Source organism: Bifidobacterium stellenboschense (genome assembly GCF_000741785.1).
Taxonomy (GTDB): domain Bacteria; phylum Actinomycetota; class Actinomycetes; order Actinomycetales; family Bifidobacteriaceae; genus Bifidobacterium; species Bifidobacterium stellenboschense.
In genome coordinates this window covers 142,739-158,060 of the sequence record NZ_JGZP01000016.1, presented here as the reverse complement: position 1 = coordinate 158,060, position 15,322 = coordinate 142,739, and the positions used below count along the sequence as shown (strand labels likewise).

At 65.8% G+C, this 15,322-nt stretch carries 12 protein-coding genes; 6 read left to right on the top strand and 6 right to left on the bottom strand.

Annotated elements, in window-relative coordinates; genetic code table 11:
* The first annotated feature begins 42 nt into the window (after nt 1-42).
* The gene (locus BSTEL_RS08745; protein ID WP_051922999.1) at nt 43-699 is read left to right on the top strand and encodes an HAD-IA family hydrolase; all 657 of its coding nucleotides are present in this window, start codon (nt 43-45) and stop codon (nt 697-699) included.
* 62 nt (nt 700-761) lie between these two features.
* Here the strand turns inward: BSTEL_RS08745 and BSTEL_RS08740 are convergent, their stop codons facing one another.
* Nucleotides 762-1,127, bottom strand: coding sequence for a VOC family protein (locus tag BSTEL_RS08740; RefSeq protein WP_034529611.1), 366 nt, complete (start codon nt 1,125-1,127; stop codon nt 762-764).
* Nucleotides 1,128-1,838: 711 nt separating this feature from the next.
* On the opposite strand from BSTEL_RS08740, the gene BSTEL_RS13050 reads away from it, so the two are divergent.
* Nucleotides 1,839-2,006 (top strand): pentapeptide repeat-containing protein, encoded by a 168-nt coding sequence (locus BSTEL_RS13050; RefSeq protein WP_084686221.1) that lies wholly within the window; start codon nt 1,839-1,841, stop codon nt 2,004-2,006.
* A 245-nt stretch (nt 2,007-2,251) separates the two neighbouring features.
* On the opposite strand, the gene BSTEL_RS08735 is transcribed toward BSTEL_RS13050, so the two are convergent.
* The 4 genes from BSTEL_RS08735 to BSTEL_RS08720 all read right to left on the bottom strand — a co-directional run bounded on the left by BSTEL_RS08735 (nt 2,252) and on the right by BSTEL_RS08720 (nt 6,675).
* On the bottom strand, nt 2,252-3,268 hold the full coding sequence (locus tag BSTEL_RS08735; RefSeq protein ID WP_034529707.1) for a helix-turn-helix transcriptional regulator: 1,017 nt from the start codon (nt 3,266-3,268) through the stop codon (nt 2,252-2,254).
* 210 nt (nt 3,269-3,478) lie between these two features.
* Nucleotides 3,479-4,060 (bottom strand): hypothetical protein, encoded by a 582-nt coding sequence (locus tag BSTEL_RS08730; protein ID WP_034529608.1) that lies wholly within the window; start codon nt 4,058-4,060, stop codon nt 3,479-3,481.
* A gap of 36 nt (nt 4,061-4,096) precedes the next feature.
* A complete protein-coding gene (locus BSTEL_RS08725; protein WP_034529606.1) occupies nt 4,097-5,371 on the bottom strand; it encodes an MFS transporter in 1,275 nt (424 codons plus the stop codon).
* Between the two features lie 143 nt (nt 5,372-5,514).
* Nucleotides 5,515-6,675 (bottom strand): PfkB family carbohydrate kinase, encoded by a 1,161-nt coding sequence (locus BSTEL_RS08720; RefSeq protein ID WP_084686220.1) that lies wholly within the window; start codon nt 6,673-6,675, stop codon nt 5,515-5,517.
* 294 nt (nt 6,676-6,969) lie between these two features.
* Here BSTEL_RS08720 and rpmB point away from each other — a divergent pair, with 294 nt between their 5' ends.
* The 4 genes from rpmB to BSTEL_RS08700 all read left to right on the top strand — a co-directional run bounded on the left by rpmB (nt 6,970) and on the right by BSTEL_RS08700 (nt 11,239).
* Nucleotides 6,970-7,164 carry a 50S ribosomal protein L28 gene (gene rpmB / locus BSTEL_RS08715; RefSeq protein ID WP_034529605.1) on the top strand — a complete coding sequence of 65 codons (195 nt, stop codon included), beginning with the start codon at nt 6,970-6,972 and terminating at the stop codon, nt 7,162-7,164.
* 103 nt (nt 7,165-7,267) lie between these two features.
* Entirely contained in the window at nt 7,268-9,751 is a 2,484-nt protein-coding gene (locus tag BSTEL_RS08710; protein WP_034529603.1) for an ATP-dependent DNA helicase RecG, read from the top strand.
* Nucleotides 9,752-9,859: 108 nt separating this feature from the next.
* Nucleotides 9,860-10,462 carry a 16S rRNA (guanine(966)-N(2))-methyltransferase RsmD gene (rsmD, locus tag BSTEL_RS08705; RefSeq protein ID WP_034529602.1) on the top strand — a complete coding sequence of 201 codons (603 nt, stop codon included), beginning with the start codon at nt 9,860-9,862 and terminating at the stop codon, nt 10,460-10,462.
* Nucleotides 10,463-10,639: 177 nt separating this feature from the next.
* Complete coding sequence (locus BSTEL_RS08700; RefSeq protein ID WP_034529600.1) at nt 10,640-11,239, top strand: nitroreductase family protein; 600 nt, start codon at nt 10,640-10,642, stop codon at nt 11,237-11,239.
* Between the two features lie 340 nt (nt 11,240-11,579).
* Here the strand turns inward: BSTEL_RS08700 and BSTEL_RS08695 are convergent, their stop codons facing one another.
* Nucleotides 11,580-14,873 (bottom strand): Ig-like domain-containing protein, encoded by a 3,294-nt coding sequence (locus BSTEL_RS08695; RefSeq protein WP_034529704.1) that lies wholly within the window; start codon nt 14,871-14,873, stop codon nt 11,580-11,582.
* Between the last annotated feature and the right edge of the window lie 449 nt (nt 14,874-15,322).

Genomic DNA, 15,322 nt, shown 5'->3' with positions numbered 1-15,322 from the left:
GCGTCGCGTCTCGTCGGACGACGCGGGTGTACGGTGTCACGTATGAGCGTTTCCCCCGTGCGTCATTCCGTGCATCCCGCATACGACGACGTGATCTTCGATTTCTGCGACGTGCTGGTCGACTGGCGGCCGCGTGCCGCGGTCGACGGCGTCGTGCCGGACGACGTCGCCGACCGGCTGTTCGACCGCGACGACCCGTACGGATTCTGGCATTACGACGAACTGTCCGATTTGGGCTGGAGTGAGGAGCGCATCCTCGCCGACTATGCCGCGCATCACGCGGCCGACGCGCACGAATCCGTGGAACTCGCGGCGTTCCGCACCTACTTCGCACGCCAGCGGCTCGCGCTCGCCGGCATGCTGCCCGGCATGGCCGGACTGCTGCGCGACCTCGACGCGGCGGGCGTGCGCTGCTGGGGACTGACCAACTTCACCGTGAAATACGTGGACGCGGCCCGCGAATTGTTCCCTGCGCTCGGGCTGCTGCATGACGTGGTCGTCTCCAGCGCCGAGCGCATCCACAAACCCGACGCGGAGATCTACCGTCGCGCGGTCGCCCGCTTCGGCGTCGACCCGGCGCAGGCGGCGTTCGTCGACGACAAACAGCGCAACGCCGACGCCGCGGCCGCCGCCGTGCCCGGTCTGACCGGCATCCGCTTCACCGACGCCACGTCGCTGCGCGCCCGGCTGTTCGCATAGGGCGTTCACGCGGTTGCTCATGCGTGGTCCGGACGCGAGCGACCGCGGAATCGGCGCCCCGCTTACTGCAGGCAGGCCTCGATGTTGTTGCCGTCCGGGTCGTGGATGAACGCGGCGTAGTAGGTCGGGCCGTAGTTCGGGCGCGGACCGGGTTGGCCGTTGTCCGTGCCGCCGGCGGCGAGACCGGCCTCATGGAACGCCTTGACGACGTTCTGATCGGCGGCGCGGAACGCCAGATGCGCCGGGACGAGCGGATTGCCGTCCTTCGGCGACTGGATCCACACGCTGTCGCCGTCCGCATCGTTCGCGAAGCACACGGCGCCCGGGAACTCATGCTTCTTCACGTATCCCAGCGGCGCCAGCAGCTTCTCGTAGAACCCCGCACGCTCGTTCGCATCCTTGACGAACAATCCGACATGATCGATCATGACAGCCTCCTTATGACTGATGACTGACGTTCGACTCGCGGAACCGCACAGGGTATCGTGCGCGCGCATCGCGCCGGCATATCCCGCCCGGTTCCGTCCCTCCCAGTGTAGTGCCGGAACGGCAAGGCGTTGCCTACGTATCGCGCATGGATATGAATGCCGGGAGAAGCTTGTGTTTCCAACCGCTACGGAGAATGGTGGCGATGCTTCTTGGGACCGATGACAGGCCGGTGTCTGATAAGACACTGACGGCGGTGGGGAGGTGTAGGAATCCGGCGGGCGGGGAGCGCGTAAGGATTCGAAACCATGCTGGCTACGCGATGGCGGGTGCCTGTGAAGAGTCGTGCCTTCGCGTGGGGATAGGCGACTGATATGCCTTCTATTGTTGACGGAATCAAACCTGGCAGGCGACGGAAGCCGGTTCGCCTGGGCTTCTTGGGGCCAATGACAGGCCGGTGTCCGATAAGACACTGACAATGGCGGGGAAGGCGTGTGCTGACGGAATCAAACCTGGCAGGCGATGGAAACCAGCAATCATCAGGTGTTGCAACAATCACTAGAACCCGCCAACCCACCCCACCCAGACAACCCCCTCTCATGTTCCGCATATGGAAGGCTCTGCAACAACGCTGAAGCCCGACTTCTCGCCGCACAGACTGGCGAAGACCCTTATTCGTTGATGCCATCGATGAACAAGGGCGCGATTGATGGTTGCTGAGTGGTTGTCGTCGCGTTTCAGGAGATGAACGGTGTTGTGTCTTGTCGGGTTGTGTCTTGTCGGGTTGTGTCTTATCGGGTTGCGTCTTATCGGGTTGCGTCTTATCGGGTTGTGTCTTATCGGGTTGTGTCTTATCGGACACTAGGTTGCCAGCGCTGTGACTTTGTTTTGCGACCTCGCCCACTAATCGTTAGCATCCCCGTATCCCCGTATCCCCGTATCCCCGTATCCGCATCCCGTATCGCAGGACACAGATCATTGGCATCAGATGGTATGAGCTGGAACACGACGATGTATGCAACGCGTACCGTTGGCGCCTTGAGGTTCGGCCTGCGTCGGATTCTCATGAAGGGCGGGGAAGAACAGCATCACCATGCGTAGTGTCCCGCCCGTGGTTTCCGTTCGTTCACTTGTCGACATGGTCCTTGAACAGATCGACGATGATTCCGGTGATGGCGCACAGCAGGCCGCCGATTACCCACGACATCCAGAACAACGATTCGGGAACGAGGAACAGCAGCGTCAGGCCGACGATCGTGGCGACGAGCATGATGATGCCGCTCAACGCCCCGGACAGCTTCACGGATCGCGGCACGTCACCGGAACGTTGACGCCGATTCCGCTCGATTTCCTTGTTGTAGCCGTCGATGTTCACCATGGTGTACCGCATGCCGCAGTAGACGAATCCGAACACCGCGGCCGCGGACAGCAGCAGCATGACCGCGTTCGGCCACCCCGCGGTGACCTCCCGCACCTCGTCCATGTACACGACGACCGCGATGCCGATCAGGATCGCCGCCACGCCCGCGACCACGCCGCACGCCAGAAGCCGGGATTCCCTGCGGCGGTCATCCTCGGTGTAGAAGTCCTTGACATACGGGTGATTCCGTCTGAACGCGGCATGCGCCATGGCGCCCGGGACCAACAGAACCAGTCCGATGATCACGCCCACGCAGATGCAGACGAACATCAGGAAGTCGTTGAGCGGATTGACGCCGATGATCGAATGTTCCGGGTCAAACAGGTTGGCGACGCCGACCGACGCGATGATCGCCGTCACGCCGGATGCAATCAGCATCGAGAACCGGAGGCGGTGGGCGTCGTATCCGGTGATGTCCTTCGGCAGAGGTGTGGTCGGACCGCCTTCCCGTTGCTCGACCGCGTGAGGATCATCGGCGACGGTCGGGGTGGCATCTGTCGTTCTCGCGGGGGTCGCCGGCCGGTCCACGTCGCCAAGCACCAGATCGTCAAGCGTGCAGCCGAACAGGTCGCAGATCGCCAGCAGCTTGTCCATTTCCGGGTACGCTTTCTCGGATTCCCATTTCGAAATCGCCTGCCGGGAGACGCCGAGCAGCATGGCCAGCTGCTCCTGCGTCATGTTGCGCCTTGCGCGCAGGGTCTGCAGATTGGTGCGGAAAGTCATCGTCATCATCCCCTAGGTCGGTAGTGTCGGCTTGTCGTGTCCTAACGATGATTCCACTGTGGCATGGTGGCGCCGTTTCCGCCACCATCTTGCGGTTGCCATGGCGAAATGCAACCGAGCGGCGTCGTAGTTGCTGCGCAACCGTTGGTTGTATGGGCGTCGATCCGCCGTTTTCTCACGAATCCCAAGTATGGGGGCAGGAACGGCGATTCACCGTTTGCCGCGCAGATTGTAGGGGTCGTAGGTGTCTCCGTCCGCCTGTGCGCGGCGTTCCTTGCGGATCTCCTCGGCAGTCTCGCGGGTGATGCGCCTCAACTCTTCTCGTTGCCGGTCGATCATCGTCTGGTCCTCGCTTCGCCATGGTCGTTCGAGGCCGATGATTTCCATCAGTCGCACCGCGCCGGCAGCGATGCTCGTAGCCGCGACAATCGTCATGTCCGTGTGCCAGAGGGTGGCGATCCACGGCAAGGCGAACGGCAATGCAATCTTGGTGGCGATCAGCGGCCATGGCATCGGCGAATTGATGCGGTTGACGGTCCGGCGCAGTTCATAGTCGCAATGTGAATCAATCAGCGATATTCCGATCCATGTAATCGCCAGCATTGCGGCGAGCGTGCCGCCATCGAACACGATGCGCGCGATGAAGCGCAGCCCCAGCCACGCAATGATCAGACTGATCGGGAACGAGACGATGGCATTCAGCAACAGGTGGCCGACAAATGCGTGGGCGTATCGGGGCCTGTCCGAGCCGGCTGATCGGCTGTCAGTGTCGTCGCCATTACGGCCGTCCATATCGAACCTTTCGCTATGCCGGATCGGAACGAAACGTCAGTTCCTGGTCGGATCCTTCTGTAGGGTGAGGAAGACGAGGGCGACGGCAAGGAGGATCGCGATGGAGAGCACGCCGAGGCTCGCATTGCCGGTCAGCGACGTGGTGGTCGCGACGAGGAACGTGCCGAGAATCGAGGCGGTCTTGCCGAAGATATCGTACAGGCCGTAGTACTCGTTGGCGTGCTCCTTGGGGATGATCTTGCCATAGTAGGAGCGGGAGAGCGCCTGGATGCCACCCTGGAAGATGCCGACCAGAATCGCCAGCACCCAGAACTCGACGGCCGAACGCAGGAAGAACGCGGCGAAGAACACGATGCCCAGATAGGCGATCACGGCGGCCATGATCATCGGCTTGCATCCGAACCGGCCGGCCAGACGGCCGTAGGCGATGGCGGACGGGAACGCCACGAACTGGGTGACCAGCAGGGCCGCCACCAGCTGCGTCGAATCGATGCCGAGCTGCGTGCCGTAGGAGGTGCTCATCGAAATCACCGTGTTCACGGCGTCGATGTAGAAGAAGAACGCGATCATGAACATCCACAGCGGCTTGTTCCTCACCACCTTGCCGAGCGTGGAGGCGAGTTCGGAGAACGTGCCGCGGATGGCTTCGGCCGTATGCTCGCGGGTCGCGCGATAATGCACCTGCCGGTAGCTGGTCAGCAGCGGGACGGTGAACGCCGCCCACCAGATGGCGGTGATGACGAACGACGCACGCGTGCAGGCCGCCGTGGACCAGCCGAACAGCGCCGGACCGCCGAAAATCAGCACCAGACACAGGATGAACGGCACCGTGGAGCCGATATAACCCCAGCCGTAGCCGTGCGACGAGACCTTGTCCATGCGCTCGTTCGACGTGGTGTCGACGAGCATCGAATCGTAGAAGGTGAGCGAACCGTTAAGTCCGATCGTCGCGAGCACGTACACGATGAGGAACGGCAGCCAGGTCAGCGGCAACGCCATCGCGCAGCACGTGACCACGCCGGTGCCGAAGAACCCGAGGAAGAACTTGACCTTCATGCCCTGCACGTCGGCGATCGAACCGAGCAGCGGCATGAGCAACGCGATCACCAGCGAGGCGATGGTCTGCGCGTAGCCCCACGCGGACACGATGTTGCCGTCCGCCGGCATCAGCGACTTCGCGTAGATCGGCACGACCGCGGTCGACAACAGCACGAACGCGGAGTTGCCCACGTCGTAGACGATCCACTTCTTCTCACGCGGCGTAAGCTTCGCCGCGGCGGACGGCGCCGCGTTCACTGACTGTTCGGACATGATGGAACTCTCCTCGACGACGGAAACTGCAATCCATCGTAGGGGAGTCCCCATGCCGCCCAGCGCGCCCGCCGGTGAACGCAGAGTGAATTATCGCGCGTATCCGTGTGTTGTCGGGTCGCGGTCGGACCGCCACCGGACCGCTACCGCGCTGCGACGCCGGCCAGCGTGACCGCCTCCTTGTAGCTCGGGCAGACGGGCACGCCGGCGCGATGGCGCTGGATGGCGAGCGAGGCGGCCGCGTTGGCGATGTTCACCGCATCGGCCAGCGACCATCCCTTCGCGAGCATCGCGCACATGGCGCCCGTGTGGCAGGAGCCGGCGGAGCGCGTGTGCACGCCCTTCGTCGGATAGCCCTCCACATGCTGCACTTCGCCGCCGGGTTCGCGCACCCATGCGCCGCGCGATCCGGCGCGCACGACCAGCGGCGCGCGCAGCGTGTTGCCGAGCGCGTCGCACAACGCGTTCATCGCCTGGTCGAATCCGCCGCCGACGGTCAACGCTCCCGCCTCGCCGAGGTCGACGCCGAGACGTTCCGCCAGCGTGTTCGCCTCCTGCCGGTTGCAGGACCATGTGGGGCGCGCGAGCACGAGATCCTCGAGCAGGTGGTCGTTGACGAGCTTGAGCGTGTTCGTCGGATTGATGACGAGCCGGTAGGGGCGCGACTTCGGGTCGTCGCCGGCCCGGTGCATGAATTCGTCGATGCCGGCCGCCGTATGGTCGAGCAGCGTGTTGCCGCTGACATGCACCACGTCGCCCGCCTCCGGTTCGACCGCGTCGAACGTGCGCGCGTCGCCCTGCGCCTCCACGCCGTAGCGTGCGACGAACGTCTTGCGCCCGTCGTCGTCGTGGAAGACGAGACGGAATCCGGAGTCCGCGTCGAGCCGGCACGGCCCCACGTGCGTGATGCCGTCGTGCTCGTACGCCTCGCGGATCATCGCCGCCCACACGCCGTTGCCGATGATGCCGGCGTGTTCGGCGGGCACGCCCATGCTGCTCACCGCGTCCAGCACGCGGTAGCTGCCGCCGACCACCGGGCGTGCGGCGTTGGAGACCGCGAAACCGCCCGGCTCGGGCAGTTCGTCCACATCCATCATGATGTCGACCCACACTTGGCCGAGTGAGATCACCGACGGGGTGTGGCCGCCGCTTGTGGAGTCCGACGACTTCGCGGCGGCCGCGGCCTTGTCAGCGGCGTCCGACTCCGCCACGGCCCGGTCGATGCGTCGTTCCTCCTGCCGCTGTTCGATGAACTCGCCCAGTCGTGTTCCCTTCGTCTCCCCGTTGATGTGCTTCGACAACATGGCGTCCTCCTTGAGCGCTCGATTGCACGCGTCCGACGCGATGCACTGCCACCATTCTATGGCCGTGGGCCCGGTGTATGGTGGATTTTAGGCCGTTCGGGGTGTGATGCAACGGTCATCGGAGACGATTCTGCTGCGTATTCGCCGTGCGCGGAACCGCATAGGATACTACGCGTGTTGCGTTTGTCGGGCCGCTGGGATATATTCGTGAAGTTGTGTGTTCGGCTAAGCGTGTTCGCATGCCCGGTCGAATCGCGAAAAAGACTTGATAGTCAAGGTTAAAGGGAGTCCATCATGGCAGCTCGTTGTGACGTGTGCGGCAAGGGTCCGCAGGTCGGATACACCGTGTCTCACTCGCATATCCGCAACAAGCGCACCTTCCGTCCGAACCTCCAGTCGGTCCGTACCACCGTCGAGGGCGAGAACGTTCGCCTGCGCGTGTGCGTCAAGTGCATCAAGGCCGGCAAGGTCCAGCGCGCGGTTGCGTGAGTGCGCGGATAGCGTCAACGTATCGAAGCCTCCATCGGTTCGCCGATGGAGGCTTTCGTTTTAGCCGTCGCGCGCGTCGTCGCGTGTGGGAGAATAGGACGTTATGAGCATCACCTGGGACACTCCGATCGCCGCGCTGTTGGCGAACAAACGCCGCGCGTCCACGCTCAAGTCGTTCGGCATCGTCACCATCGGCGACGCGCTCACCTACTATCCGTTCCGCGTCGCCGACCCGGTGCCGTCGCGCGCGCTCGGCGAGGCGCGCGTCGGCGAGGCGATGGCGTTCGCCGGCACGGTGCGTTCGGCGCGCACGTTCCACGGTTCGCGCAACATGCGTCTCGTCGTCAACGTCGACGACGACGGATTCGCCGCCTCCCGCGGCGTACTGCCGTCGGGCGCGCAGTTCGTCTTCTTCTCCGGCAGGAAGGGGTATCTCGACTGGATGGCGCGCCGTCTCGCCCCCGGCACCGTCGTGGTCGCCTCCGGCGCGCCCGGCGAGTACATGGGGCAGCTGCAGTTCAACCATCCGCAGGTGATCACCGTCGCGCCGGAACCGTCGATGCCACACGCGAACGGCTACGACGCGCCGAACGTCGCCGAGGCGCTGGCGCGCGTCACCCGGCCGCGACCCGTCTACCACGCGTCCGCGCGACTGTCCAGCGAACGCATCCACGAGACGATCCTGAGCCTCATGTGGGCGCTCGGCGGGCGCGACATGCCCGCGCCCGGCACCGACGACATCACCCTGCAATCCCACGACGATGAGGAACGGTTCTCCCGCACGCTCGCTGACGCCATCCCCGACGTGCTGCCCGAAACCATCCGAAGCGCGCGCGGACTCATGCACCGCGCCCAGGCGTTCCGCGCGATCCACGAACCGAAGACCGTCGCCGACTTCCACAAGGGCATCGCCACCCTGCGCTACGAGGAGGCGCTCGTGTGCCAGACCGCGTTGCTTGAGGCGCGTCGCAGCGCGCACAAGTCCGCGGCGCACCCGTGCCCGCTGCCGGACGGGGGCGCCGATGATGCCCCGTCCCTGCGCGACCGGTTCGTCGAATCCCTGCCGTTCACGCTCACGAACGGCCAACGCGAGGTCATCGACGACATCGCCGCCGACATGACGCGCGACACGCCGATGCAGCGTCTGCTGCAAGGCGAGGTCGGCTCCGGCAAGACAGTGGTCGCGCTCGCCGCCATGCTCCAGGCCGTCGGCGCCGGCTATCAGGCCGTGCTCGTCGCGCCCACGCAGGTGCTCGCCGAACAGCACGTCGAGACCATCACGCGCATGATCGCCGCGATGGACGGCGCGGACGGTGCCGGCGATGGCGACGGTGCCGGCGATCGCGGCGCGGACGGCGGCGACGCCGGTCCGTCCGTGCCGGTGACGCTGCTCACCGGCGGCATGAAGCTCGCGGCGCGGCGCAAGGCGCTCGCCGCCGCCGCGAGCGGCACGCCGGGCATCATCGTCGCCACGCATGCCGCCTTCTCGAAGACGTTCCAGGCGCCGCGGCTCGCGCTCGTCGTCATCGACGAACAGCACCGGTTCGGCGTCGAACAGCGCGAATCGTTGAACGCGAAATCGACGGACGGCACCGCGCCGCACCTGCTCGTCATGACCGCCACGCCGATTCCGCGCACCGCCGCGATGACCTGGTTCGGCGACCTCGACATCTCGTGGCTCACCGAACTGCCCGGCGGGCGCAAGCCGATCCGCACGATCGTCGTCAACGAGGCGGACGGGCGCACGATGGCGCGCATGTTCGCGCACATCCGTGCGCGCATCGACGCGGGGGAGCGCGCCTACATCGTGTGCGCGCGCATCGACGCGGACTCCGACGACGATGCGGGGGTGCCGGGCGGCGGCCGCGGCTCCTCGCGCGGCGGGCGGGGTTCGCGCGGCGAGGTGACGGCGTTGGACGGCATCGACGACGCGTATGAGACGCTCGACGAGAACGGCGAGACGGTCGCGCGACCGCCGCTGCACTCGGTGGCGGAGATCACGACGCGGCTCAAGGCGCTGCCGCAGTTCGCCGGCATCCGGTTCGCGACGCTTACCGGACGCGACAAGGACGATGTGAAGGCCGAGGTCATGGCCGGATTCGCCTCCGGGGAGACGCCGATTCTCGTCTCCACCACCGTGATCGAGGTCGGCGTGGACGTGAAGCAGGCCAGCTGCATCGTGATCTTCGACGCGGACCGGTACGGCCTGTCCCAGCTGCATCAGTTGCGCGGACGCGTCGGCCGCGGCGGCACGGACAGTTGGGCGTTCCTCGTCTCGCGCGCCGAAGCGGGCACGACGGCCGAAGCACGGCTTCAGGTCATCCACGATTCGCTGGACGGCGCGGAGATCGCGCAGGCCGATCTGGAGTTCCGCGGCGCCGGCGACGTGCTCGGCGACGCGCAGTCCGGCGCGAAATCGAGCCTCAAACTGCTGCGCGTCATCAAGGACGCGGACCTCATCACCGACGCGCGGGCGCGCGCCGAACGGATGCTCGCCGACGATCCGACGCTTGACGGGCACACGCAGCTCGCCGGCGCGGTGCTTGACTTCACACGCGGCAACGAGACCTTCCTCACCTCCAACTGACGCCCGTTTTTCGGCTCCCCTTGTCAGGGGAGCTGGACCGCGTAGCGGGACTGAGGGGTAGTCAGTACCGGAAATGGACGACGTGGCGTACCGCTAAAGTCGGTAGCCATGCGAGTGATCTCAGGACGATTCAAGGGCGTGGCGTTGGCCACGCCGAAGACCGGCACCAGGCCGACCACCGACCGCACCAAGGAGGCGATCTTCTCGCGTCTCGACGCGTGGGGCGTGCTCGACGAGGCACGTGTGCTCGACCTGTTCGCCGGCACGGGGGCGCTCGGCATCGAGGCGCTGTCGCGCGGGGCCCGCGAGCTGGTGGCCGTGGAGGCGTCGAAGCCGGCGGCCGCGCTTGTCGTCAAAACCGTCGCGCAGCTGAAGCGCAACCGGTCATGGTCGTCGGATCTCTCGGCGCGCGTGATCGTGCGCAAGGCGGAGGCGTATGCGGCCTCCGGCGCGGGAGCGGCGGGCGCGTTCGACGTGATCTTCATCGACCCGCCGTACGCGTTCGAGACGGAGGCGTGCGACCGGCTGCTCGCCGATCTCGCGGCGAACGGATTCGCGGGGGAGGGGACCGTGGTCATGCTGGAGCGTTCCGCGCGGTCCGAGCGGCCGACGCCGCCGGACGGCTGGGAGATCACGGACGACCGTGACTATGGTGAGACGGCCGTGTACTACATCGAGCGGATCGAAGGTGCCACAGGCGACGAAAGCTGAGACGGGCGGTTTCCCGGGCCTGACCGCGGGGTGGGCGGGCATTGCATGACCGCTTGGCCGGTGTGCGCCACGCCGAAGATACCTCGAATCGTGATATGCATGTATAGTCATATCTCGAAACGAGATATTGCGGGTGCCGCATGGGCATCCGGAACCACGAACGAAAAGGGGAATCTCATGTCCTTCGTCACCGCTCTTGAAACCCGCCGCTCCCAGTACGCGCTGACCGACGCCTCGCCGATCAGCGACCAGGAGATCGCCGACCTCGTCAAGAAGGTCGTCGTCGACGTGCCGAGCGCCTTCAACTCCCAGCCGCAGCGCGCCGTCGTCCTGTTCGGCGACGCCAGCCAGAAGCTGTGGGACATCGTCAAGGAGACCCTGCGCAAGGTCGTTAACGATGAGGAGGCCTTCAAGTCCACCGAGGCGAAGATCGACTCCTTCGCCGCCGGCCACGGCACCGTGCTCTTCTACGATGATGAGGACGTCACCAAGCAGCTGCAGGAGAACATCCCGGCCTACGCCGCCAACTTCCCCGGCTTCGCCCGTGACGCCGCAGGCATGCTCCAGCTCGCCGTGTGGACCGCCCTCGCCGAGAAGGGCCTGGGCGCCTCCCTGCAGCACTACAACCCGCTGATCGACGAGGCCGTCGCCGCCGAGTTCGACCTGCCGAAGAGCTGGAAGCTCCAGGCCCAGATGCCGTTCGGCATCGTCGCCCAGCCCGCCGGCCCGGTCGAAAAGCAGCCGGCCGAGACCCGCGTCAAGGTCTTCGGCCTGTAAGATTTCCTCGCCCCCGCCGGCGGGGGTTGTCGGCCGGTGACGATGCCGTTACGGTACGTCACGTTTCGTTGCCCCCGCTGGCGGGGGCTGTCGGCGAAGCCGACTGAGGAAGAGTGGAGAAGTAGCCGTAGGCCGCGGGGGAATCGCAACGGCCGGAGGCCGATTCCGTTTCCTTGCCCCCGCTGGCGGGGGCTCCCGCGAAGCGGGTGGGGGTGGTCATTTTCGTATGGAGCCACCCCCAGTCAGCCTGCGGCTGACAGCCCCCCGCCAGCGGGGGGCACCAGCGGGAATCCCCGCCGGCGGGGCGGGAAAACCGGCATGCGCCGGAGGCGCATACCGGCTACGCCTGGCGCTTGCGCCAGACGGTGAGGGCGATGCCGGCGGCTGCGAGGAGCGCGACCGCGCCCGTCACCGACGCCACGGCGGCACCCGTCGCAGACAGGCCGCCACCGTTACCGGACGGCTTGGCCGCACCGTTCGGCTTGGTTTCCGGCTTGGTCGTGTCGCCCTTGTTCGGGGTCGTGGCGTCGGTCTCACCGGTCTTGACGACCTTGACCGTCAGCTTGGCCGTCACCTTCGGATCGGCCTTGGACGAGACGATGATCGTCGCCGTACCGACCTTGAGCGCCTTGACGCGGCGGGTGCCGGCGGCCGGGTTCGCGCCCTGGTCGACGTATTCGACGACAGCCGGATCGGACGGATCGCCCCACACCAGCTCGTCGTCGGCCGCGGCCGCGTCGCCCTGCGTGAGCGAGGCGTGGAGGTCGAGCTCGTCGCCGACCTTCAGCGTGACCTCGCCGTCCTTCACGCCCTCACCGGTGATGACGATCTCCGGCTGGGTCGGGTTCTCGCCCTGCGCGACCGTGACCGGGTCACTGACGGAGCTCTTGACGAGGCCATCGGTGTAGCCGTCGTAGGCGGCGGTGACCTTACCGGCCACGGCGGCGGGAACGGTCACGGAGGCCTTGCCGTTCGCGTCGAGCTTGACGGTCTCGGACCAGCTGCCGTCCGCGTCGCCGCCGAGCGCGAACTTCACGGAACCGGCGACGGTGCCCGTGTCGTCGGCCTTGACGGTCGCGGTCAGGACGCGGGAGGCCTCGTCATACTTGAGCGTGGTCGTCGAGTCCACGGCGGCGAGCTTCGTCGGGTTGGCGGTCGTCCACTGGTGCATGTTCTCGGCGATGGCGGCGGACACGTTCACGAACGCGCCGTGGCGGGTCGGGGTCGGCATGTTGGTCGGGGTGACCTTGCCGGTGACGCCCGGGCCCCACTGCTTCTCCGTGTTCCAGCCGTCGGTCTGCGACAGGCGGTTGGTCCAGCTGGAGGCGGCGATCGCGGATTCGGAGGTCATGTACGGCTTGTAGCCGCCGGAGTCGGCCATGATGATCATCGCGTCGCCGGCCTCGTTCTGGTTCGGGTCGCCCGCGTTGAGCTTGATGGACTCCGGGCCCTCGAACGGCAGGATGTTCTGGTCGACGAGCTGCCAGGTCTTGGTCACGTCGGCGTTCGGATCGGCGGAGGTCGTCTCGCAGGTCAGGCACTTGGAGCGCTCGAGGAACGTGGACTTGCCGGTGGTGATGTAGTCGCCGGCCTTGCCGCTCTCCTCGTTCTTGGTGAGGCGGTAGTACATGTCGCCGATCTTGAACACGGTGGAGTCGATGCGGGAGTACTGGGTGTCCTGCCACTTCTGCACCGGGGTGTAGCTCTTGAAGTCGCGCGTGATGGCCATCATCACGATGTTGTACGCGCCGCCGGTCTTCGAGCTCTTCACCGCGGTGGAGCGGGTGCCGTCCGTGTACTCGCGGGAGGAGAAGAACACGACGTAGGCGTTGAGGTCGTCATCCCAGAACGCCTCCGGCGCCCAGGTCATGCCCATGTTGTCGGCATTGACCTTGATGCCGGTGTCGCCATCCTCGGCGTTGGTGCGGGTCCAGTTCACCATGTCGGTGGACTCCCACGCCTCGAGCTTGAGGGAGCCGTACTGCTGGTTCTGGCCCCAGCCCTGCGAGGAGACCTTGAGGTCGGTGGCGATCATGTAGAACTTGTCGCCGTCATGGGACTTGAGCACGTACGGGTCGCGCAGACCCTTGGTGTCGGTGTTCGAGACGATGACCGGGTCGGAGCCGTTGATCTCCTTGAACGAGAAGAAGTTGTTGCCGTCGGTGGCGGACTCGTACAGGGCCTCGCCGATCTTGCCGTTGGTGGTCGCGGAGTCGGACAGGAAGGTGACGGACGCATACGCGCCGTCCGGCACGGAACGCGTCTTCTCCTTGACGGTGACTTCGACGGTCTTGGTGACCTTCTCGCCGCCGTTGTAGCTGGCGGTGGCGGTCAGCGTGACCGGCTTGGAATCGCCGTCGCCGTAGGCGGGGCGGGTCACGACGCCGGCACCCTGGTACGGATCGGCGGCCCCCACGCTCGGTGCCTTGTAGTCGGCCTTCGTGCCGGTGATGAGCTTCGGGTCGGAGGAGGTCCACGTGATCGTCGAGCCGTTCTTCGTGCCTTCGGCGACGAGCGGCAGGTTCTCGGTCGTGGTGGTCTTGAGCGCGCTGATCGCGGCGTCGAGGTCCTCGGTGGCGGCGCTCTTCGCGTCCATCGGGTTCACGGTGACGGGCAGTTCGGCCTTCACGCCGCCGATCTCGGTGGTCGCGGTGATGGTCGCGGATCCGGCCTTGACGGCGGTCACGGTGCCGTCGTCGGAGACCTTCGCCACGCCCTCGTCGGAGGACGACCAGGTGACGTTCTTGCTGACGGCGTCGTCCGGGGTGACGGTGGCGGTGAGCTTGGCGGTGGACTTCTCGGTCAGGGCGAGCTTGCCGTCGACCACGCCGCCGCCGGAGATGGTCACGCCGGTCGGCGAGGCGAGTTCGGCGCCCTTGTACACCTTGATGTCGTCGATGGCGCCGTTCCAGTACTTGTCGGCGTTGTAGAACGACTTGCCGATGTACGCGGTGGTCGCGCCGAGACCGCTCATCGTGATGCCGGTGTCGGCCTTGAAGATGACCGGGGTGCCGTCACGGTACACGGCGAGCTTGGTGCCGTCCACGACGATCTTGTAGTCGTGCCAGATGTTGTTGTTGTTCGCGACGTTGACCTCGGAACCCTGCTCGTTGTGCCAGCCGTTATCGGAGATGACTCCCTTGACGGTGCCGGTGCTGCTGTAGAACATCAGGTACTTGCTGGTGTCGTTGCCGTTGTCTTTGCCGACGCCGAGCGAGAAGTAGTTGCCGTCGTCCGCGTGACGCGTCTTGGCCGCGAACTCCAGGGTGAAGGAGTCGCCGGCGTCCTTGAACAGCTGGTCGTCGATCTGCGCGTACTTGGCGCTGTTCGCGTCGTTGTTGAGGTTCAGCGCCTCGTTGTTGGAGCGGTCGCCGAACTTGCCGACGGAGACGCCGCCGTTGAGGGTCAGGTTGTACTTGCCGGTCGAATCGGCGATAGAGCCGCTGCTGGTGCCGTTCTTGCCGGTGAAGTCCCAGCTGGCGAGCAGGGTCGGGGCGGCGTCGGCCGCGGCGGTGACGGCGGGCGCGGACTGCGCGACCGCGGTCGTCGCGTCGGCGGCGGTGGCCGCGGGCGCGAACGCCGCGAACATCGGCACCGTCGCGATCAGCGCGACTGCTTTCTTCCAATGGTTCATATGCTGCACTGCAACTTTCGTCCGGGCGCGACGTAGCGCCTCTCCTTCGTTCTCCCCGTCAGGGCCGCTTCACGGTGCTACGTCACACCACGATCCTGCCGGACGTTCCGCACGATTCCGGGTCGTTTTCGCAATCGCACGTCAGTCTATGTGCGCGCTCACATTCGAGGCGACGAATCGGCGATGACGATTCCGTGCCATGCTTTCCCGATGCCTCGCGCGTTCCTGCCACCGCTCCTCAACGATGATGTTCCGCCGATGTGAACGCTCTCATAGACGATTGCCGACTATTCTCCCACCACCATCCGACACCGCTACGTTGCTGCCAAGCCTCCGACCCTCTATTCCATTACCCCAGCCCTTGTTTCCGTCGGTTCCGCGCCACCCTTGGCACGGAACCGACACCAAGAGCGCGACCAGCGTCGTTTGCGCGCCACCCTTGGCACACA

Coding starts and splice junctions, on each gene's coding strand:
- BSTEL_RS08745 (WP_051922999.1), top strand. CDS start 43: ATGAGCGTTTCCCCCGTGCGTCATTCCGTGCATCCCGCATACGACGAC.
- BSTEL_RS08740 (WP_034529611.1), bottom strand. CDS start 1,127: ATGATCGATCATGTCGGATTGTTCGTCAAGGATGCGAACGAGCGTGCG.
- BSTEL_RS08735 (WP_034529707.1), bottom strand. CDS start 3,268: ATGACTTTCCGCACCAATCTGCAGACCCTGCGCGCAAGGCGCAACATG.
- BSTEL_RS08730 (WP_034529608.1), bottom strand. CDS start 4,060: ATGGACGGCCGTAATGGCGACGACACTGACAGCCGATCAGCCGGCTCG.
- BSTEL_RS08725 (WP_034529606.1), bottom strand. CDS start 5,371: ATGTCCGAACAGTCAGTGAACGCGGCGCCGTCCGCCGCGGCGAAGCTT.
- BSTEL_RS08720 (WP_084686220.1), bottom strand. CDS start 6,675: ATGTTGTCGAAGCACATCAACGGGGAGACGAAGGGAACACGACTGGGC.
- rpmB (WP_034529605.1), top strand. CDS start 6,970: ATGGCAGCTCGTTGTGACGTGTGCGGCAAGGGTCCGCAGGTCGGATAC.
- BSTEL_RS08710 (WP_034529603.1), top strand. CDS start 7,268: ATGAGCATCACCTGGGACACTCCGATCGCCGCGCTGTTGGCGAACAAA.
- rsmD (WP_034529602.1), top strand. CDS start 9,860: ATGCGAGTGATCTCAGGACGATTCAAGGGCGTGGCGTTGGCCACGCCG.
- BSTEL_RS08700 (WP_034529600.1), top strand. CDS start 10,640: ATGTCCTTCGTCACCGCTCTTGAAACCCGCCGCTCCCAGTACGCGCTG.
- BSTEL_RS08695 (WP_034529704.1), bottom strand. CDS start 14,873: ATGAACCATTGGAAGAAAGCAGTCGCGCTGATCGCGACGGTGCCGATG.